Here is a 19,528-nt window from a genome sequence, read left to right on the forward strand (position 1 = left end):
AGTTATGAAGAAAAAGATTTTGATTTTCAACATTATTTTTATACTGTTTTTATTAATAGGCATCACGGCAAATAGTGCGGAACAGCAAATTACTATTGACGAACAAGTTCTGGTGGACGAAAACGGGATAAAAATAAAGGCAACAAAATACGGCGAATCCTTTGATTTAGATTCTCCATACATTGCATTAGAGTTAATAAACAATACTGATTACGACTTAACGATCAGTTTGAATCGCACATCTGTAAATGGAATCATGTTCCAAGATGCTTCATTATATAAAACAATAGCAGCCCAAACAACCGATAAGGCAACTATTAATTTTATGTCATTTTTATTGGAGGATGTTGGCATAACAACGATAGGAGAAGTTGAAACTTCATTCAAAATTATCGGAGAAGGTAAAGATGCGCCCAATTTTGAAACTGATATCGTAAAAATACGTACTTCTGCTTATACCAACCTTGTTCAGTCGTACGACGATTCGGGTGAAATAATATTTGATGAAAATGGAATACGATTGATAAAAAAAGATTTGTCTATTACAGAATTTGTAACAGGACAAGATTTTTATATTGATAATACTTCCGGAAAGCGTATTCAAATTATTGCTACAGAAAACAAAGTAAATGATACTTTGATAGACTCAACTATAACTTTCCCAGCTATTGAAGTTGATAAAAAAGCGAATTACACACTATCATTTATGAAAGATGATCTTGATAAGACCGGTGTAGACAAAATAGAAAGCATATCCTCACACTTTGCATTTTATGATGCAGATACACAAGAGATGTTGATAGAAAAAGTTGTCACCTTTAAGCAGGAATCACAAGGTATGATTACTGCATTAAATCTTAAAGATGAGCTTGCCTACTCCGATGAATATATCCAAGTAAAAGCATCAAATATGCAGATTGATAATCTCGGAATCACTACGCTTGATCTTGCAATAAAAAATATGTGCAACGAAACAATCACCTATTCTGGCGGGAAAATACAAGTAAACGGAAAAGAAATAAGCGGATCTGTTGGTGCATTTGGAAATCCTGATTTTTTAGTAGAAATAAAAAGTGATGAAGAACATTTAACTGTCCTTCGCATTAAACGTGACAGTTTAGCAGAACAGGGGATTACGGAAATTTCTTCAATTGCATTGGAACTAGGTATTTTCGTAGGATATTCTAAAACCTACGATGCGATCATAAACATTCCATTTGATGATGCTTCAAGTGTATCAACCAGTGTAGCTACCAATCTTTCAAATGTAGCTGATGAATATATAGCAAATACATATATCATTCGTAATACAAGTAAACTTTCTGTATTATATGAATTGAAAAACATAAATGATGAAACGATATCTCTTCGTGGCACATTAAACTTTAAAGATGCCGATGGAAATGTTATTGATACCAAAGAAGATTTCATTGATTACATGTCTCCTAATTGCTACAACTTTATGATATTTTCAACAACAGAATCAGCGGAAAAAGTTAGTCTTTCATTAACTCCATCGATATTTACAGATAAAATTGCTTCTCTTTCTTATGACGTTGATGATTCATTGGAAAATATCTTAAAGGTTAAAGTTACAAACAACAGCGATAATATTTCCAGCAATACCGTGCTTACAGTTATATTTGCAAAAAACGGAAAAATCAATGGATATTCCAGAGGTCTTTCTGGAAAGAAAATTATAGATATTAATCCGCACGACAGTCTGGAAAGTACAATATCTGATATGCCTTATGACGATTATCGCATTTATTTAACCGGTGTAGTTAAATAAACCGTAGCCTACCAGTACAACTTTCTATTTACAAATTATCGGCAGGGTCGTGGAACTGAGAGGAAAATTTTAGATTAAACCGCTTCGGCGTTTAAAGAATGAAGAGCGGCGACCTTTGCTGCCATCCAAATTATAACTAAAAAGGGAGGGCTATAGTATGATGTATCCATACATGACACTAAATGACAATACTGAAATTACACATTCCGAGATGAAACCGGATGGACGGGTGAAAGTTTATATTGAAACCCCTGTATATGGTGGTTTTCATGATGCCACATGCTGGCTTCCAGAATATACATGGGAGTTTCATGGATACTCCGAAACCGAAATGAGTTATTTCAAGCAGCTAATACGTGATAATGCTCATCTAATGATGGAGTTTTCACAAGAAGGAGGTTCTAGTTATGCCCGATAAATCATCTGCACCCAGCCCGCAAGATATTAAACGGTTCTTTGAGTTGTTTCCCCAGCTTTCCGTGGAAATGCAGGAATTACTTATTGATCTTGCAGAGAAGGCACTGAGCAATACGCTGTCTACTGAAGAAGTGATGGAAGAGCTGAGAAAGTTTGAGGATTAAACCACTCCTGTGGAGTGCACTTTGACAACATAATATATTTAACCGGGCAGCCGGGAGGGCGTGCATATCATCCGCCTAAGTCTTGAGAGGAGGATGATGCTTATGAGTACATATGAGGAATTCATGGTTATCATAGCTATTGCTGGATTGATTGTTGCGATTCTGAATTTAAAAAATAAGTAAGCCGCCCTGTCCCTGGAAAAGATAGGCGGCTTCACTTAGCTTATACTTCGCCGGGCGGATAGGTGTGCTCTATCTTTCGGCTGTCTTGTTAAGTATATTATATGTCAAGCAACAGCATTTGTCAAATGCAAAACCGCCCCTGCGCCAACAGGAACGGTTTCACATAGATTCTATACAGGCACGGAGCCGGTACAATCATCTATCAGCAAGAAGATTATACCACAATCCTCCGGCACCTGTACAGGTGTATTTTTTATACTCATTTTCAAAAAGGAGGAATCACTATGGGACAAGTTACAGCCAGAAAACGTGGAAAGACCTGGGAATATGGCTTTGAAGGAGCCAAAATTGCAGGCAAGCGCAACAGGATCACGAAAGGAGGTTTCCGAACTAAAGCCGAGGCTCTGGAAGCCGGTAATAAAGCCTTAGTGCAATATAACAGTGCCGGTCAGAGCTTTTCTCCGTCAGAGATAAGCGTAGCTGATTATCTTGACTACTGGATGGATAATTACTGTAAAATGAATTTAAAATATAATACACAACTTGGCTATCTTAATATCATCGAAAACCATTTAAAACCTAAATTTGGTCAATACCGTCTTTGTGCGATAAGTGCCGCTCCTATACAGGAATATGTTAACCATCTAAAAACACAAGGATACGCCAAAAGCACTGTTTCCGGAATCATCAGCACGCTTTCCGGTGCATTTAACTATGCGGTAGAGCCGATGCATTATCTCCAATATAATCCATGCAATAATATCCGTTATCCAAAATTTAGGGATACCAAAACAGAAGCCCGTTATATTATATCCCCGGAAGATTTCCAGCGGATCATTGCCCGCTTTGATTCCAGGAGTCAATACTACCTCCCTCTGATGATTGGATATTATACGGGTCTGCGCATTTCAGAAGCATTTGCCCTTACATGGGATGACATAGATCTGGATAACCGGACGCTTTCTGTCAATAAGATTACCCTCAAAAGAAATTATGGTGTTGATGTACGAACTGTACTGCAGAATAAGGGGAAGAAAGAAGAGAAATCTGCCTGGTATTTTGGCACGCCCAAAACCGCCGGTTCAGAGCGAACCATTAAATTCGGAGACGCTCTTTATCACGCTCTAAAGTACGCGAAAAAAACGCAGTTAGAAAACCGGCTGCACTATGGGGAATACTATACTGATATCTATTTAAAGCCCGAGAAAGATGAAAAGGGCGACGAAATATTCCGCTTAATCGAAACTGAACGCAGCATACCATGCGCATTGAATCGCGCTAACATGATATGTGTCCGTGAAAACGGTCAATATGTTTCTACTGACAGTTTTAAATATTGCGCGCGCGTAATCCATTATGATTTAAAAATTGCATTTAACTATCACTCGCTCCGGCACACACATGCAACGACACTGATCGAGAATGGAGCCGATATAAAAGATGTCCAGGAGAGACTCGGGCATGACAACATCCAGACAACGATGCAGACTTATGTCCACAATACTGACACCATGTCCAGCCGCTCCGTAGACATCTTCGAGCAGGCAGTAAGCCAGAAACTTGTCAACCAATGAAAATCCGGTTGACAAACGGTCGACAATACATCTTTTTTTGTACGCAAAAATATTCAGCTTCCTTATTTTATGCGGGATAAACGGCACACAGTCTCAACATGATATGTTCCCGGAAAAAGGTCTACGCAGCAGACGCGCTCCGCCTTATAGCCATGCTGCTGCAGAACGGCAAGATCCCTCGCAAGGCTGGTCGGCTTGCAGGAAATGTAGACGATTTTCTCCACGCCGAATGCAATGATTTTGATAGCCGCGTACATTAGGGCAAAGAAACATACATATTATCTTTTTCAAATATAACATAATGGAGGTATCAAATGCAAGGTTATAAAGTGCCACATACTACGCAAATAAGCAATTTAAAAATTGTACGCATAAAAAAGGGAATGAAGCAGTCTGATTTGTCTGCTGCTTCTGGTGTCCCCGTTAAATGTATTGGAAATTATGAACAATTACGACGAAATATTAATCATGCCAGAGTAGATATAGTTTATCGTCTGGCCATCGCTTTAGACTGTAAAATTGAAGATATTTTAGAGCTCAATAGTTTATGAGCTATGCTGAATAATTTATTTCCCAGAGCGGTGAACAGCCGCTCTGGGAGTTTATTTTATAATTGCATCAAAGCCCGCTGCCTGCAGTCGTTTTACCTGTGCCTGCGCATTTGCCAGGACATCATAGGCACCTGCCTGTACCTTATAAATCCTGCCTTCCGTCTTGATGATGGCATCAAAACCGGCTGCTTTAAGCTGCGTGACAAGCTTTTCGGCGTTCTCTCTCTTCGTGAAGCTGCCGCACTGTACTCTGTTCTGTTTATTGAGCGTTTCCGGCTGTCTGTCCGTTTTATGCCCGAAGTACAGGTGCCCCCACTTGGTGCTGCTGGAATCCTTGCCGAGGTACTCATACTTCTCCAGGAGCTGCGCACACTTCTGCCTGTCCATATTCCCGTTTCCGTCGGAATAGTTCGTAAAACTCCGGAACTGGAGTATTTCCGCATCCGCGAAGCGCCGCACGCCCTTTTTGAACACGTCAAAGACTGCCTGCTGCGCTGCGTCGGATGTCACCTTGGAGCCATATGCAGAGTAGTTTTTCTGCATGACTTCCCTGACAGTCTTTCCATATCCGCCATTTTCCAGCATGTCGTGGATACACTGGGCGACGCCGAGGAATCCGTTCCGGCTTGCAATCACGCCAGCCTCACCATAAACCACTTTGGCAATAGCTTCCACATTACTGTCGCCAATCTGCACACCTGAGATGTTCTCGTCAGACGCGCCGATCAGCTTCTTGAACCGCTCCCAGTCCCCTTTCGCGCGAATCTGGGACGGGCAGTTTTTCGCACATACATCGTAGTGGGTGTATACCCGGCTTGCGGGAATGTTTAATTCCTTCATGAGCTGCTTTGTGACCTCTACGGTGTTCTGGAACGCTTTCTCATAGTTGTAACCGGCATTAACGCACATTTCGATTGCGACGCTGTTGCGGTTGTTTACGGTGCCAAACAGTTTCCCACCGTAGTTTACCCCGACATGCCAGGTGCCACGATTATACGGCGCTGCAAGGTATGCGCTCTTGTCGTCCACGTACAGATGCGCAGACATCCCCTGGAAATTGCCGTCATGCTGGGCTTTTGCGTGCGCTTTGGCATCGGCGCCTTTGTTGAAATTATCTGTATTGTGGATAACAATATTTACCGGATTATTCTCCGCGTACGTATTCTGGTTTGAAATATATTCTTTGTTGATATTCATATGTACTCCTTCCCGCTGCGGAAACGCAGCATAAAAAGAGGACGGTCGCCCACCCTCATCGTCTGATCTGTGAGATTGTCTGCATCACCTTGTCATATCCCACCATCGCTGACAGCCATGACAACAGCACGAGAGCAATCAGATATACCGCCATTTTGGAATTTAAAACAGCCCCGGCCAGTATCACATAACCCGCATCAACCAGAACCGCCAGAACCGCAGCTGTCGCCCCTGCCAGGATATTAGAGCAGTATGCCTTTCCAAAATCATCCAGGGTTTTCTTTACCGCCTCTGTGAACAGGCCTGTCAGTACCGAAACAATAAGCAGCATTGCCAGAAACATGTCCATGCTCATCCCAGGTCCTCCTCATTTTCACAATATTCCCCGGCATCCGTCATGCCGCCGGCAGTATAATCATCCGGAACTCTTTCCCAGCTCTCCGTCCCATCCCTGGTGCCACGGTTCCTGTGCTTTTCCTTACTGGTCTTTATCCATCCGCAGATACCGCATTCCCCAAGAAGCGCGGCAATCAGCGAACACCATGCCGTTTCTGGTGCGGAACCGCACATAAGGAATATGTCCAGCATCTTCCAGTTAATATAAATCATGTAAGCAAATACACATATCAGCACAATGTTCAGCGTTCCGATTTTTCCAATGGAATTTTTAATTCTTTCAAGACATGCCGGATGTTTATTCTTCCGTGTCTTTCTTCTTTTCATTTTCCCGATACCTCCCGCCTCTTTGTCCTAACGCAGAACCCTGTGACAGGTCCGTGCGCCGTTTTAAAATATGAAGCCTGTAATTAATCACATGGAATATAAAGGGCGAATTCTGGGCCGTTCCGGCATCCCGGTCCGCCCTTATGAATTTTATTACATTCCAATCTGGGCGAAAACGAAACCTGTCACGATACTGATTACCGCTGTGACGATATATCCGGTGACCTTGCGCCACATCTCGCCATCCCGCCCCTCCAGCTCCTCCAGCCGGTTTCCCTGCTGGTTCTGCACTTTCAGCATGTTCTCCATGTTGACCGCCAGCTTTTCCACGGAAGCAGTAAGCGTCGTTAGCTGTTTATTGCTTTCCTCCAGCAGATCAATCCGTTTGTCCTGCCTTCTGTTTTCTTCCTCAATCCTGCGGCGGAACTCCTCATGCTCTGCCCTTGTAATCGGTGTATCCATACAAATTTCCTCCCGTTATGCAGCGTATTCCTCACCGGTAATCCCTGCATACTGCTCCGGTGTGATTTTTCCGGCAGTCACGAATACCTTTACATTCTCCTTTGTGTAGATTCCTTTATCGTAGTATCTTTTTATAATCTTATACATATCCCTCAGCCTCCTGCCTGGTTTAAAAGGATGGCCGCAAGCACTTCATCCGCAGCATCCTGGTTGCTCAGTATCATTGCCTGGTTCAGCAGGATTTCCGCGTTGATGGTATCCTGCTCTGACGGTTCCTCCTCCACCGGTTCCGGGATGTAGTCCTCCCATTCCCCGCCGGCATATCTTTTCCCGGCCAGTTCAAAATCATCCGGGATTGGGATGAGCTCCGGTCTGTCCACCGTCCCGCTTAAATGGCTGTCGCTTACCACTATCCCGGTTTCCATGTTTATCTGTGCATATCTCGGCATGGTTCCTTCCCTCCTTTAATAAAATTCGATGACCTGCCATGAGACAGCTGTTCCTTCAGTGTCTGTTCCTATTTTTATACTGCTGCTGCCCACTTCCAGTAAAATAGCACTCTGAAAATATGCGCTTTCAAGCAGTACAATACTTTTTTCCGGATTTATCGTCCCGATATTAACAGTTGTATAGTAATCCGTGTTGCCTTGATTGTTCATCTGATTTATTGTGGTGGCAATTCCCCGTTGCACACTCTTTACCGCGCCTTTTGCCACGAGTTCATCCAGCCTGTTCCCTACGTCCCCGCTTGTCAGCAGTTCGATGACGTGCGTGAGTTTCTGGCTGAGCGTGCCCGTGGCGGAACCTGTGTTGTTGACGGCTGTACTGGATTTTGCGGCTTCCGCATCTGTCTTGATGGTGTCGATATAGCCTGCGCGGGTAGCTGTCCATGCTGTCATATGGGATACAAGGTCTGAAATTAACTTATTCAGTTTTCCCATCACCGTCCCGGCTGTTTCGCTTCCACCAGTGTCATCTGCTGCACCAATCCTGTCCGTACTGGTCTTAATTTCGTCCGTGCCGTTCTTTGCCTCTGCCACGTCTGTTTTGACTGCAGCTACATCTGTCTTAATGGTATCGATATAACCTGCGCGGGTAGCTGTCCATGCTGTCATATGGGATACAAGGTCTGAAATTAACTTATTCAGTTTTCCCATCACCGTCCCGGCTGTTTCGCTTCCACCAGTGTCATCTGCTGCACCAATCCTGTCCGTACTGGTCTTAATTTCGTCCGTGCCGTTCTTTGCCTCTGCCACGTCTGTTTTGACTGCAGCTACATCTGTCTTAATGGTATCGATATAACCTGCGCGGGTAGCTGTCCATGCTGTCATATGGGATACAAGGTCTGAAATTAACTTATTCAGTTTTCCCATCACCGTCCCGGCTGTTTCGCTTCCACCAGTGTCATCTGCTGCACCAATCCTGTCCATCACTGCCTGTACTGATTCAGAGTTTGTCTGCAGTGCCTGTTTCTCTGCTGCTGTCACAAACTGGTGCTCTGTATCCTCGACCACATTTTTTGCCTCGGCACCGAAGTCCAGCACGATCTCGGTGTCATCCTCCTGTTTCTGTACAATCTGTCTTGTTACCATTTTTTCATCTCCTTCCGGTAATCCCGGACACTGCTGTCCGGGATTCTGTATATGCTAGGAAACCAGGAAACACACGGAGCCTGCTGGTGCTGATGCAGGCAGTGCCTCCGCAAAGTAAACAGTTGCTTTCGCGTTCCATGCTTCCTTTTCCGTGTCACTGACAAAGCGGTGGGTGGCGTCCTGGGAAATCATGGATGCCGGATGGGTGGACGGATGGCTATACACGGTATCGGTAAATTTGGCATCTGACGGGACATCTGCTCCCACTGTATGCCCGTTTACCGTGGCAGCGTCACCCCCATCCGCCGGAAGACTGGACGGCTTGTTTCTGATATAGGCATCGCTGGATGCATCCGTCTCGTTCCAGTCGCTCTGGACATTTGCCTCCGCATTTGCGGGCGCATGTGCCGCCTGGCTGTGCTCATAGGCAGTCTTTCCACGGTCGCCGCGGTATGCCGTGGAAGATGTTTCCCCAAGGGCAACCGTATCGGAAATCACGGCAAACGCTGTCCCGGACCAGCGGTACGTTTTTGACGTGGCAAGGTCCACATAGATTTTTCCGGATTCCCCAGCGATCTCCGTTGTATGTGCAGCCTCCTCGTACAGCTTTCCACCGGACAGGTATCCTTCGATTACATCATCCACATAGGACGGCAGCTGCGCAGCCGGGACCTTCCCGGTGCTGTCCAGTTCCGCAACGCCTCCGGCAGCTCCCTTTGCGGTTGCCGGGACTGCCCCGACATCTGCCGCGGCAAGCGTGACATCAGCTGTCAGTGCCTTCCCGTTTACCTTCCGGGCAGACGGGACCGCTGCCGCGACCTTCGCTTTCTCCTCATCCGTGTAGTCGTTGGAGGACAGTCCTTTTCCTTCCTCTTTGGAAACATAGCCGTCCAGTGTTCCGGACATGTTTCCTTTGGGCACCTCATCCCATCCGGTGCCGTTATAGACATACGCCGTCTTATTTTCTTTTACATACACCTGGAGACCGGCAGTGACCGCATTCAGTGTGACCAGTTCATCTCTTTCCGCAAGTGTTTCCACCTGTCCGCGCGCATCCAGGAGCGCGCCTGCCTGCAGCTTGAAGCCGCTGGCAACTGTGATACCTTTTTTATCTGCAAAGCCCATTCTCTTTTACCTCTCTTTCCTAGTAGTTAAATGTCATCTTAAAGGCAGATACCGTTGACGGGTCGTTCGTATACACATAATACGCCACACCGCCCACCGTCACCTCACTGCGTGTGAATGTGCCGGTAACATCAAAACTGTTGGCATCCAGAATCTTCGACAGTGCCCCGTAGGATGCCGGGTATGCATAAAGCATCTTCTGGTTATTACACGTGTAGTTGAAGGATTTATTGCCCTTTGCCTGCACGGATTTTGCCGCCGCTTTCACCAGTTCCTCATTTACCACGGCATCTGCCGCAACAGCACCATAATAGTACGGGTTTACGAAGGTATATGAGCCGGTCTTTGCCGTCACGGTTTTGCCATCCGCATCCGTCACCGTCACGGAAAGCTGTTTGTTTGCTGTCACGGACAGCTGGGATGCAAGCGTTACCGTGTTTGCCCCTGCCTTGATACCGCTTGTGAGGCTGCCAATGGATGTGGAACCGTCAAATACCTCAATCTTACTGATGGCTGCACTTCCCGGTGTGATATTGACGGTAACTGCACTGACCGTCTGCGTGGTCCCTGCCTCGACCACACCGCCATTGGACGGGGACATTGCCGCTGTAACCACCGGTGCCACATACGGATGCAGCAGCCTGTTAATCATTTCCACTGCTTCCACACCTGCTGCAGGCGGCACATAACCTTTCTCAATGCCTCCCACCGCCACGGTGGACGGCGTCTGGTTTTTATACAGGGTATCATTCGCGGTAGCCCCTGCCTCGACCCCTGCCAGTTTTGATTTTTCCTCATTGGTATAATCATTTGTGGACAGACCCTTTCCTTCAACCTTGTTCACCTTGTTGCCTACCGCGGCATTCAGCGCATCTGCGACATTTTTGTGGGATGCGATATAGTCCGCAATCTCTTTGAGTGTGTCATACGTCTCCGGCGCGCCACCAATCAGGTCTGAAATCTTCTTGTTCACATACTGCACGATGTTCTGTTCCTCACCGTCTGCATCGCTCATCATTACTGCATCAGCGACTGTCCGCGCGAACCATTCCTCCCATACGGGAGCTGATTCCGTACCGGTATTCCGGTACATGGTTACTCTTTCCTTTGCCATTTCTTTTTGTCCTCTCTTTCTTTTTTATTATATTTTTGCTAAAAAGACAGTGCCGTCTGGAACATCCGTTCCTTCTGACACTGCCAGTCCGCCATTGATAATGGATGTATCTGCTGCACCGGATGTTTCTCCCCCGGACGCAATCGCCATATCTGCCCAGTATTCTGCCGCATCCGGCTGTGTGGCGCTGAACACCACATTTGAAAATGCCGCCGCTTTAAAGGTTTCCGGCAGGCCGTCCACCACAAACAGGGTATCACCGCCCTCCAGCTGGGTATCGCGCGCACCTATGCGCACCCTTCCTGTGCCGGTCTTTTTCTGTAATTCTGCAACTATTTTCGCCAGGTCTTCCAGGTCACTTGCGAGGGCTGCCGCCCCGCTGTCTGCCTTTATCGTAATTTCTGCGGAATTACTTACTGTGGCATAATAATCCTGTATAATTTGTACTGGATGAAAGCCATTGTATGGTGGCATGAAATCTCCAACCGTGTCTGAAACAACTGCAATACTATAAAGTATTTCTGGAGCTTTTTCATTGTCCGCCTCTTTCGCATAAAGCCCCATTTCGTTGATGTAATACCCTTCTGTAACCAGAATATCTCCCGTTTTCGGATCTTGATTTGAAATAATTGCTGTCATTTTTACACTATAAGTATTATTGATGCCAATACTTGAAAGTGCATAAGCATTACGAATCGACTTCATTTCACTCCGCTTCTGTAATATGTTGGGTTCTTTCTCTTCGTCGCTATAGATTCCATCTCCAACAGCAATACGTGTAAATTCTATCCTGCACTCCCCGGCCTGAGCTTTTGTAAGTAACGCAGCTCCATGATCAGTCATAATTGCATTATTAAATGGCTGCGGCATATCCTATTCCTCCTTTCGGTTATGCATGCAGGATGGCAGCCGGATAATATTTTGCCATCTCTGCCTCACCTGCATGAGTATTTTGTGAAATTTTCCGTTGTGCCTTATGCCCATCAAAAATTGCAGCTGGATAATACCCCGTTGTCCCTGTCATACCTGTGAAAATAGTCTGCATAGCTTTATGTTGCATTTTATGCCCGTCAATAATCGGGGCCGGATGGTAAACTGCAATGGTTCCGCAACCAGCAAACACCACATTTCCAGTATGTCGCTCAATTTCAAGTGCCTCTAAATGGCTTCTTGTATTTTTCACCCTTTTGATCATTTCCCAAAAGTATGTCACCAGCTCCTGGTTTAAAATTGCACTGGTTCTTATTTTAAACCAGTATGGTTTTCCATCATACTCGAACCACTCTACGACCTTTCCTTCTCCGAACGCCACCGTCACTAACTCTTCAACGGCTGCCGGGGTTCCGGCTGTCATATACCATATCAAGGTATTGCGGACAAGACTCCGTTTTGTGTTAATATCAAGGCTGTCATTGTAATACTGGGTTCTAAGTTCCTTGGCTAATAAATCTAAAACCTTGTCCGGAGCAGTATCTATACTGCAGTATGCATAGCAAATCTGTGTATATCTATGCAGGAGTCTGGTACCTTCCCTGATAGCATAACTAAACGCTTGCGAAGCGGGAGCATCCATCAGATTATGAGGCATAATATCTGCAATTTGACCATCATAATAATTAATCATTTTCAAGCCCTCCATACACAATATTCTTACGGGCAGTTTGAGCCACCTGTGTATCTGTTAAAACAGTAAATGCAGGTTCCCTTATAATTGCACGTTTTATGCCTGCCTTTTTAAGATAAGCCATTAATTCATCCGGATTAATGTCCCGTCCTATTCCTGAGTTCTGCCATAGCAAATATTTATCAACAGCATCTGACACCTGCAGCTGTATTTGCATGGCTGAAGCGCGGTCACTCGTATTAATATAATATGTAAAGTCTGCATTATAAGGCACTATTTCCGGAGCAGCCACCTGCACAAAATCCGTAAGCGGACGTTTCCCCCGTTGCTGTAAATGTTCTGTCATCTCTGCAATGAGCGTGTCATCCGGAATAGAGCCGTCACTCATTATAAAGCGTATATCTACCACACCCGGTGTCGGCGAAGTAGCTACAACATCGCCAATATCGCTGCTATAATTTTTCACATGATATATATACGCATCATCTGGTCCGGCTGTTGAATAGCTTGACGGGGCCAGAAATGTCCGTTCCGCTATGCTCTGATCTGTTTCTATCCCAGTTCCCCCACTCGTAGTCCTTATATTGGTTACACTATCAATAAACGGTACTGGGTCAACCATTGTGTTTAATTCTCCGGGCATATAACCATTCCCCTGTTCTCCCGCTTCAGTACAATACATCATGATTGTAATTTCAGTTTCTCCAGCCGGTATTTCAACGTAACCCCCTGTTTCAAAGTACACTGCATAATCTGCTGTAACCCTGCTTCCAGCCGGGATAGGTGTTGCCGCTTCCCTTGCCTGAGAAAGTTTCCAGCAAACCTGTGCAATAGCTCTCTCCGGTTCATTCTCTGTAACATTCTTAAGCGCAGCTAAATTTCTGAGATAATCCCCATAAGCATATTTCAGAAAATTCATCTTCCCCGCCTTGTCCACCTGCTGCAGCCCTTGATAAATAATCTGGGCACAGGAAAGCATCATAATGCGATATGGATCTGCCCTTGCCAGAGTAATTCGTTTGCCTGTGGCCTCCTTATAATAACTATAAAAAGCATTAATAATAAGAGACTGTACATCCGATAAGGTAAGATTATCAATAAAACTAATGTCCGGTAAATCCTTTATACTCTCTAGTAAGTCTGACACATAATCCCTCCTCACTCTTCATCAGCTTCTGTTTCCTCATAATCTTTATTAGGCCCAATTAAATAAATATTTTTAAGGTGTCCGCTTTCAAGATCTGTTTCTGTTGTAATCTCCTTTAATTCCACTCTGGGTTCGTAAACTTCCAGCTTATCAATAACTGATAATGCTGCAAGGTTTTTAGCTACATTAATTGGCATATCAACAAAATCAAATGAAATACCATATGCCCGATCCCCAGGACAGCTTCCTTCCGGCGTTTCAAGGAGTGCCGTAACATTACGTTTTATTTCAGCCACAATTTCTTCATTCATATAGTCAAATCCCACAAATACTACTGCCATATTTTCTGCCCTTTCTGTTGCTATTCCGGATACTCCTCCATAGTAAGATCCAAAGAAGCCCTTATAAGCTCGCCCGCATTCCATATTTCATCCCATGTTTCGCTCACACTACTGATTGTCATTTTATTGCTGCCAACCTTTTTGCCGCCGATTACCAGTATATCTGGGATACCGTTCTCTACATATTTTTCGATAGCATCTATCGTATTCCTGGGTTTTACGCCATGCCTCGCATCCACCTTGATAGTAAATGTCACTTTATCTATGTCCGACCCCAGGAACTGACGCAATGGCTTTTTCCCAATGCGCGAATGCACGGCCCATCTGCCAGATACTTCCCGCTTAAAGTTCGAAAAACTTAATATTCGTGCATCACTTGTTTCAAAAGTAATAAGTTTTCCTAAGTTCCCAATCGCCATTTCGACCTCCGATTTTCGAAGATAACCTATAAATTTGCCAACTTTCTTATAATTTCTTCCACTGTTATCTCCCCATCAGCACAACTAAGCACTATTTTATCGCTATGTATCTTAAGTATCTTGTTTTCATCATTGTATTCACAATATGCCATTCCAGGTTTGCTACCATACTCTTTTCGAAAAACGCCTTTTCCAGTTTTACCCGGTGCATGCGCAATGTTCCAATATCCTCCCAAAATATAACCCAGCTCTGAACCATTACTAAGATGTACAACAAGGACATGACTTCCAATCTGTGGCATTTTATACTCATCGTTAAAAGTAAGTATTGGTAACAACTTCGTAACGGCATCATCACGGTCTGAATACATCACTTTAGCCATTCCTTTTTCATAATCAATACTTGAAATCTTTCCGATTCTGATATTTTCCATATTCTCCCCCTATTACTTTGTAATCCTGGCTTGCACTTTGTGCAGGTCAAGATTCATGGTATATGCCCCATCGGCTTCTATGTTATGGGTTACTTTATCTACAAAATATTTTCCGTTAAGATTATAGGCATCTTTGATTTCGATGCATACTCCTGCAGCTACTTTATGATTTGCTTTGATTGTTGCACTCATTGTAATTGCATTCCGGTTTTCCTTATTTACCCTCGCGCAGGCCTTTATCTGAGCGTCGGACAGGCTGTCCACCTTTTCGTTAATATTTAAAATCCGTTTTCCGGATCCTACAGTAAATGTTAATTCTGTATCGTCATCACCTTTGGCATATTTAATCGTTGCTCCTGTATATGTACTTGTCAGCGTCGTATTATAAGTCCATGATTCAAAGTCATCTATACTATAAGTCGTGACGGATTTTTGAGATTCATAATCCCCAATGTCATAAATTACGATTTTCCCATAATAAACTTTTATATACAGCCCATAATCCTCGCAGAGTTTATTCAAAAAGTCGCAATCAGTTTGCTTATTCTGTTCCATATCAGCTATATATATTTTTTTTGCATCATAAAACAGCGTAAGGTTATACCGGCCGGCAATTTTTCTTGCAATTTCCTGTATAGTAACCTTTTCCCATGTTTTCGTTCGCTGTGTCGCACGGAAAGCCTGGTTTTCCGGAACAGATACACCCCCAATTTTACAGACAAGTGTCGGTCCACTAAAAGTAAGATCATCACAGCAGAATTTCCCGCAAGTGAATGTATTGTCTTTTCCCTCAGCATCCCAGCTATATAAGTTTATTTTTGCAACTATCTTGTCGCCCTTTTTCGGCAGCCATTTATCTGCCCACCGAAGATCCTTATTGCAAACCTTAAGGCTCATCGTGTCAGACTGGCTGGTGGCTGCATCAACATAAGAAAAGCTTTCTATGTATTTTGCTATTTCCTCTGCTGTCTGAATAGACTTTGCTCCCTTCGGGGTATATGTAACATTTACTATCGCTTTCCTTGGTGTGCTTACTTCCACGGCGTGCTCTCCTATTCATCATATGGATCTATGTCCCCGGCTTCCCCGGTTCGCCATAAAGGCAGATCTCCGTCCTGTTCCTCCGGCAGCGCCGGGGTACTAAGGACGGCTCCTGCGGAAAAAACGAGGGTTTCCAAAAAGGCGTAATTGCTCTGCATCAAGTAATCGGCATGTCTTTCATCGCCGTATACCTGCAAGGCGATATTGTCCCAGGTGTCTCCCTGGACCGTGGTATAGGTCTCCTTTCTGGCCATCCCTAAAACCTCCTTTAAAACATGGTTCTGTCGTTTTCCCTTTTCCACTGTTTCATCATTTTGTTAAATTCTGTCTGACTCATCTTCTCCGCCTGGACTGCATCCTCTTTCGTCGCGCTGCCATGCAAATGATAGACTGGCGCGTAAGTTATATTCGGTCCGCCTGCTCCCGCAAGCTCCGGTCCGAAGCCTCCGCCTCCGCCACCGTTTCCGATTCCCTGTAACCTCTGCAACAGCGCTTCAATGATGCCGCCTCCGCTGCTCTGTTTAATGGCATCGGAAAGAATGCTTTTCATTTTGCTCCACAAGGTATCAAGTGGCAGAACTGCCTCCGGCCCTGCTTCGCCCACTCCCTGCAGACCATTGTTCGCGGTATTTAGTATCGTCGGTTCTCCGAAGATACCACCCAGGGCGTTCCAGCTTACTGAAAAATGCGGAACACTTACATTTCCACCTTCTCCGTATGAAACAGAGCTTGTCGAAACGCTAATCACCGGGATGCGCGGCCGTGGGATGGTTATGGTCATATTCTCAAATGCAGATTTTACTGCCTGAGCCGCTGCTTGAGCTTTCGACGTAACCGTCGCGGCCAGGTTGCTCATGGCGCTTTCTGCGCTGCTCCGGGCCGTGCTCCATCCGGCGTCTAAAGATGTATTCACCTCGGTCGCCAGGGTAGTGGCAGCCGCTGTAACTGTGGCGGCGTTGTTGCTGATTCCGGTACTCAGCGCCATCGCGCCTGCCGTGCCGGCTGTTGTAAAGCCCGTCGTAAGCCCTGTTGTGTCAATTACAAGACCGGATGTATCCACGCTCACACCTGCCAGCGAAGTGGTAAGACCGGAAGTAAGTGCTTCTCCTCCGGCCATTCCGGCTGCCTGCAGGTTGGTCGTCAATGCGCTTGTATCAATTCCAATGCTGGAAGCGTCAAACGTATAAGCTCCGATGCTGCTATCAAGGCTCGTCATAAAGGCTGATCCGCTCTCCGTGCCAGTGGTGTTAAGATTGGCCGTCAGTGCGCTGGTATCCAGTCCAATACTGGAAGTATCAAACGTATAGCCAGCCAGTCCATCCGTAAGGCCGGTCGTATAAGCGTTTGCTCCGGCCGTTCCGGATGCCGTTGCCGCCGAGTAATCCGTCGCTGAAAAGCTGGACGCAATCATGGAATTTGCCGCTGCTGTGGCTGCCTCTGAATTTGAAGTAATGCCGCTCGCATAGCTGGTGGCCACCCCCTCGCCGGATGCTGCCGCTGCTGCGTTGTCTCCTTCTCCAAACAGCCAGCCAGTAAAATCAGACCACAATCCCTTTACGTTATCTACCAGCTTTGTAAAACCGGAAATAAAACCGTCTGCAATTCCGGCTATCATATCCTTTCCGATCTGGAGCCAGTCCGTTGAAAGGATTGTGTCAATAATAGCATCCAGAAGCTGTGCCATCCCCGCGACAAGCTGTGGTATCGCAGAAAATAAGCCTGTTATCAAAGCCATTACAATTTGTACAGCCGCCTGCATAATGACCGGCAAATTCTGAATAATGCCCTGCAGAAGACTCACAATTAACTGTATTCCACCCTGTATAATCATGGGCAGCATTGAAACGAGACCGTTTACGAGACTTACAATAATCTGTGCGCCTATCTGCAGAACTAACGGCAGATTTGATAAAATTCCCTGCGCCAAACTCAAAATAAGCTGTATTCCCATCTGTAATAACCGGGGCAACATTGAAACAAGACCTGTTGCCAGATTACCGATAAGCTGAACCGCCGCCGAGATAAGCATCGGAGCATTGGTCCCTATGCTGCTTACTAAAGTCTGTACCAACGTAAGCGCCGTAGAGATAATAATGGGTAGCCGCTGTGTTATTCCATTTACAAAATTCGTGATTGCCTGAGTGCCGTTTTCAACCAGCGTCGGAAGCTGACTGGTTATACCGCTTACAATCTCCGTTACAATGTCAATTCCTGCAAGTAAAACCTGCGGAACCAACGAAAAAAGACCGTCTATAAAAACAGTCAATGCCTGGGCGCCTACATCTGCAAGTGCTCCCGCATTATCAGCTATTCCCTGGACAAAGCTGCTTATAAGGTTTACGCCCATAGAAACAACCTGCGGAACATACCCCGCTATAACGTCTACAGCCTGGGAAAGGCAGCCGCCAATAGCGCCGACCATCCCTTCCAGGCCACCTTCGCTATAAGCTGCGGATAATTCCCCGACCATGCTCGTTGCAAGTTGTGTCATGGAGCGTAGCGGCCCGTTCAAATCCTGGTAAATACTGATCCCCAAATCGGCAAGCCCGGACTGAAGGATTTTTATATCGCCATCCAGGTTGTCAAGCTGGATTCCATACATATCTTCGCAAGCTCCGGCGCTGTTCTCAATGGCTACGGACAACTCGTCCCACCGGTCGGTGCAATTCGCCAGCAGGGCGTTTGCTGATGTAAGGTCTGTTTTATTGAAAATAGTACCTATTACGTTATCCTTTTCAGCCTGCGTCATACTGGCCATAGCTGTATTTAAGTCCCCAAAAATATCGCTGAGACCTCTCATGTTTCCCTTGGCGTCGTATACGCTGATTCCCATATTATTCAGCGCTTCTGCCGCTTTATCCGTTGGACTCTGCAAAGAAAGAATAACGTTCCTTAAATGTGTTCCTCCTTCTGCTCCCTTTAAGCCGTTGTCGGCAAGAATGCCGAGTGCGGTATTTAACTCTGTCGTGCCTCCTGCAAGATTGGCGCCGGTAGCTCCGACTGTTAAAATCGCTTCACCTAACTGCGCCACGGAAGTATTTGCTTTTGATGCTGTCTGAGCCATCTGGTCGGCGAAGCTGTTTAAGTTCTCTTCCGTAGCTTCAATTTGCAAGGCAGACATACTGTCCGTTACCATATCACTGGCCGCTGCTAGATCCATAGCGCCCGCTCCCGCAAGCCTCAAGACCGTAGGCAGCGCAGTTGCTGCCTTATCAGCATCGTACCCCGCAAGGGCTAAATAATTTAGTGCTTCGGCCGCCTCCGTAGCCGAGAAAGCAGTGGATCGTCCACATTCCCTGGCGGCTTCCTCCAGCGTAGCGTATGCTGCCGCTCCTTCTTCCGTGGAAGTGTCTATAAGCATCGTAGCCTGCACCTGGCTCATGGCGCTTTCAAATTCTTTTCCGACGTTTACGGCGGCGACGGCTATTGCTCCGACTGCTGCTGCAGCTGCGGTAGTTGCAGCGGTCATGGTCTTTGTGAGGCTGGTGATTTCCTTCGCGGCTGCACTCAAGGCTCCCGTAAAAGATGATTCTACTTTTCCCGCTATTTTTATAGCAAGCTCAAGCTCTTTACCGCTACTTGCCATACACCTCCGCCACCTCCTTTGCTATTTCGATAAGCTCAAAAA

The 19,528-nt window shown here is 45.7% G+C and carries 23 protein-coding genes and 1 pseudogene; 5 read left to right on the top strand and 19 right to left on the bottom strand.

Annotation, left to right across the window (positions count from 1 at the left end; translation table 11 throughout):
• The first annotated feature begins 4 nt into the window (after positions 1–4).
• The 4 genes from NQ534_RS01985 (at position 5) to NQ534_RS02000 (ending at position 4,130) form a co-directional block, all read left to right on the top strand.
• The gene (locus NQ534_RS01985) at positions 5–1,792 is read left to right on the top strand and encodes a hypothetical protein (protein ID WP_006862353.1); all 1,788 of its coding nucleotides are present in this window, start codon (positions 5–7) and stop codon (positions 1,790–1,792) included.
• Between the two features lie 157 nt (positions 1,793–1,949).
• Positions 1,950–2,210: a hypothetical protein gene (locus NQ534_RS01990; RefSeq protein WP_006862352.1), complete on the top strand. Its 261-nt coding sequence runs from the start codon at positions 1,950–1,952 to the stop codon at positions 2,208–2,210.
• Positions 2,200–2,373, top strand: a complete 174-nt coding sequence (locus NQ534_RS01995) for a hypothetical protein (RefSeq protein WP_006862351.1) — start codon at positions 2,200–2,202, stop codon at positions 2,371–2,373. Before NQ534_RS01990 ends, NQ534_RS01995 begins: the two co-directional genes overlap by 11 nt.
• Positions 2,374–2,840: 467 nt before the next feature.
• Entirely contained in the window at positions 2,841–4,130 is a 1,290-nt protein-coding gene (locus NQ534_RS02000) for a site-specific integrase (protein WP_006862350.1), read from the top strand.
• Between the two features lie 62 nt (positions 4,131–4,192).
• On the opposite strand, the pseudogene NQ534_RS21665 reads toward NQ534_RS02000, so the two are convergent.
• Positions 4,193–4,372: pseudogene (locus NQ534_RS21665) on the bottom strand (23S rRNA (uracil-5-)-methyltransferase RumA); the annotation flags it as partial.
• A gap of 72 nt (positions 4,373–4,444) precedes the next feature.
• Between NQ534_RS21665 and NQ534_RS02010 the strand changes: the two are divergent.
• A complete protein-coding gene (locus tag NQ534_RS02010) occupies positions 4,445–4,681 on the top strand; it encodes a helix-turn-helix transcriptional regulator (protein WP_050778326.1) in 237 nt (78 codons plus the stop codon).
• A 51-nt stretch (positions 4,682–4,732) separates the two neighbouring features.
• On the opposite strand, the gene NQ534_RS02015 is transcribed toward NQ534_RS02010, so the two are convergent.
• The 18 genes from NQ534_RS02015 to NQ534_RS02100 form a co-directional block, all read right to left on the bottom strand.
• Complete coding sequence (locus NQ534_RS02015) at positions 4,733–5,878, bottom strand: N-acetylmuramoyl-L-alanine amidase (protein WP_006862348.1); 1,146 nt, start codon at positions 5,876–5,878, stop codon at positions 4,733–4,735.
• 55 nt (positions 5,879–5,933) lie between these two features.
• On the bottom strand, positions 5,934–6,233 hold the full coding sequence (locus NQ534_RS02020; RefSeq protein WP_006862347.1) for a hypothetical protein: 300 nt from the start codon (positions 6,231–6,233) through the stop codon (positions 5,934–5,936).
• Entirely contained in the window at positions 6,230–6,601 is a 372-nt protein-coding gene (locus tag NQ534_RS02025) for a hypothetical protein (RefSeq protein WP_006862346.1), read from the bottom strand. The genes NQ534_RS02020 and NQ534_RS02025 overlap by 4 nt, the downstream gene beginning before the upstream one ends.
• A 153-nt stretch (positions 6,602–6,754) precedes the next feature.
• Positions 6,755–7,063, bottom strand: a complete 309-nt coding sequence (locus tag NQ534_RS02030) for a hypothetical protein (RefSeq protein WP_006862345.1) — start codon at positions 7,061–7,063, stop codon at positions 6,755–6,757.
• Positions 7,064–7,078: 15 nt separating this feature from the next.
• Positions 7,079–7,210 carry an XkdX family protein gene (locus NQ534_RS02035; protein ID WP_006862344.1) on the bottom strand — a complete coding sequence of 44 codons (132 nt, stop codon included), beginning with the start codon at positions 7,208–7,210 and terminating at the stop codon, positions 7,079–7,081.
• A 5-nt stretch (positions 7,211–7,215) separates the two neighbouring features.
• Positions 7,216–7,512 (bottom strand): hypothetical protein, encoded by a 297-nt coding sequence (locus NQ534_RS02040; protein ID WP_006862343.1) that lies wholly within the window; start codon positions 7,510–7,512, stop codon positions 7,216–7,218.
• A 15-nt stretch (positions 7,513–7,527) separates the two neighbouring features.
• Entirely contained in the window at positions 7,528–8,655 is a 1,128-nt protein-coding gene (locus tag NQ534_RS02045) for a hypothetical protein (protein WP_260043047.1), read from the bottom strand.
• A 54-nt stretch (positions 8,656–8,709) separates the two neighbouring features.
• On the bottom strand, positions 8,710–9,780 hold the full coding sequence (locus tag NQ534_RS02050) for a hypothetical protein (protein WP_006862341.1): 1,071 nt from the start codon (positions 9,778–9,780) through the stop codon (positions 8,710–8,712).
• A gap of 19 nt (positions 9,781–9,799) precedes the next feature.
• Positions 9,800–10,894, bottom strand: coding sequence for a hypothetical protein (locus NQ534_RS02055; RefSeq protein WP_006862340.1), 1,095 nt, complete (start codon positions 10,892–10,894; stop codon positions 9,800–9,802).
• 27 nt (positions 10,895–10,921) lie between these two features.
• On the bottom strand, positions 10,922–11,764 hold the full coding sequence (locus NQ534_RS02060) for a phage tail protein (protein WP_006862339.1): 843 nt from the start codon (positions 11,762–11,764) through the stop codon (positions 10,922–10,924).
• A gap of 19 nt (positions 11,765–11,783) precedes the next feature.
• Positions 11,784–12,518 (bottom strand): phage tail protein, encoded by a 735-nt coding sequence (locus NQ534_RS02065; protein WP_050778325.1) that lies wholly within the window; start codon positions 12,516–12,518, stop codon positions 11,784–11,786.
• Complete coding sequence (locus NQ534_RS02070) at positions 12,511–13,665, bottom strand: baseplate assembly protein (protein WP_040783553.1); 1,155 nt, start codon at positions 13,663–13,665, stop codon at positions 12,511–12,513. Before NQ534_RS02070 ends, NQ534_RS02065 begins: the two co-directional genes overlap by 8 nt.
• 11 nt (positions 13,666–13,676) lie before the next feature.
• Positions 13,677–14,006, bottom strand: coding sequence for a GPW/gp25 family protein (locus tag NQ534_RS02075; RefSeq protein WP_006862336.1), 330 nt, complete (start codon positions 14,004–14,006; stop codon positions 13,677–13,679).
• A gap of 20 nt (positions 14,007–14,026) precedes the next feature.
• Positions 14,027–14,425 carry a phage tail protein gene (locus tag NQ534_RS02080; protein ID WP_006862335.1) on the bottom strand — a complete coding sequence of 133 codons (399 nt, stop codon included), beginning with the start codon at positions 14,423–14,425 and terminating at the stop codon, positions 14,027–14,029.
• Positions 14,426–14,451: 26 nt separating this feature from the next.
• Positions 14,452–14,859, bottom strand: a complete 408-nt coding sequence (locus NQ534_RS02085) for a hypothetical protein (RefSeq protein ID WP_006862334.1) — start codon at positions 14,857–14,859, stop codon at positions 14,452–14,454.
• 12 nt (positions 14,860–14,871) lie between these two features.
• Complete coding sequence (locus NQ534_RS02090; RefSeq protein WP_006862333.1) at positions 14,872–15,900, bottom strand: phage late control D family protein; 1,029 nt, start codon at positions 15,898–15,900, stop codon at positions 14,872–14,874.
• An 11-nt stretch (positions 15,901–15,911) separates the two neighbouring features.
• A complete protein-coding gene (locus NQ534_RS02095) occupies positions 15,912–16,154 on the bottom strand; it encodes a tail protein X (protein ID WP_006862332.1) in 243 nt (80 codons plus the stop codon).
• Positions 16,155–16,168: 14 nt separating this feature from the next.
• Positions 16,169–19,486: a phage tail tape measure protein gene (locus tag NQ534_RS02100; RefSeq protein WP_006862331.1), complete on the bottom strand. Its 3,318-nt coding sequence runs from the start codon at positions 19,484–19,486 to the stop codon at positions 16,169–16,171.
• Positions 19,487–19,528: the final 42 nt, after the last annotated feature.

The sequence above is a fragment of the Marvinbryantia formatexigens DSM 14469 genome, from assembly GCF_025148285.1.
GTDB classification, from domain to species: domain Bacteria; phylum Bacillota; class Clostridia; order Lachnospirales; family Lachnospiraceae; genus Marvinbryantia; species Marvinbryantia formatexigens.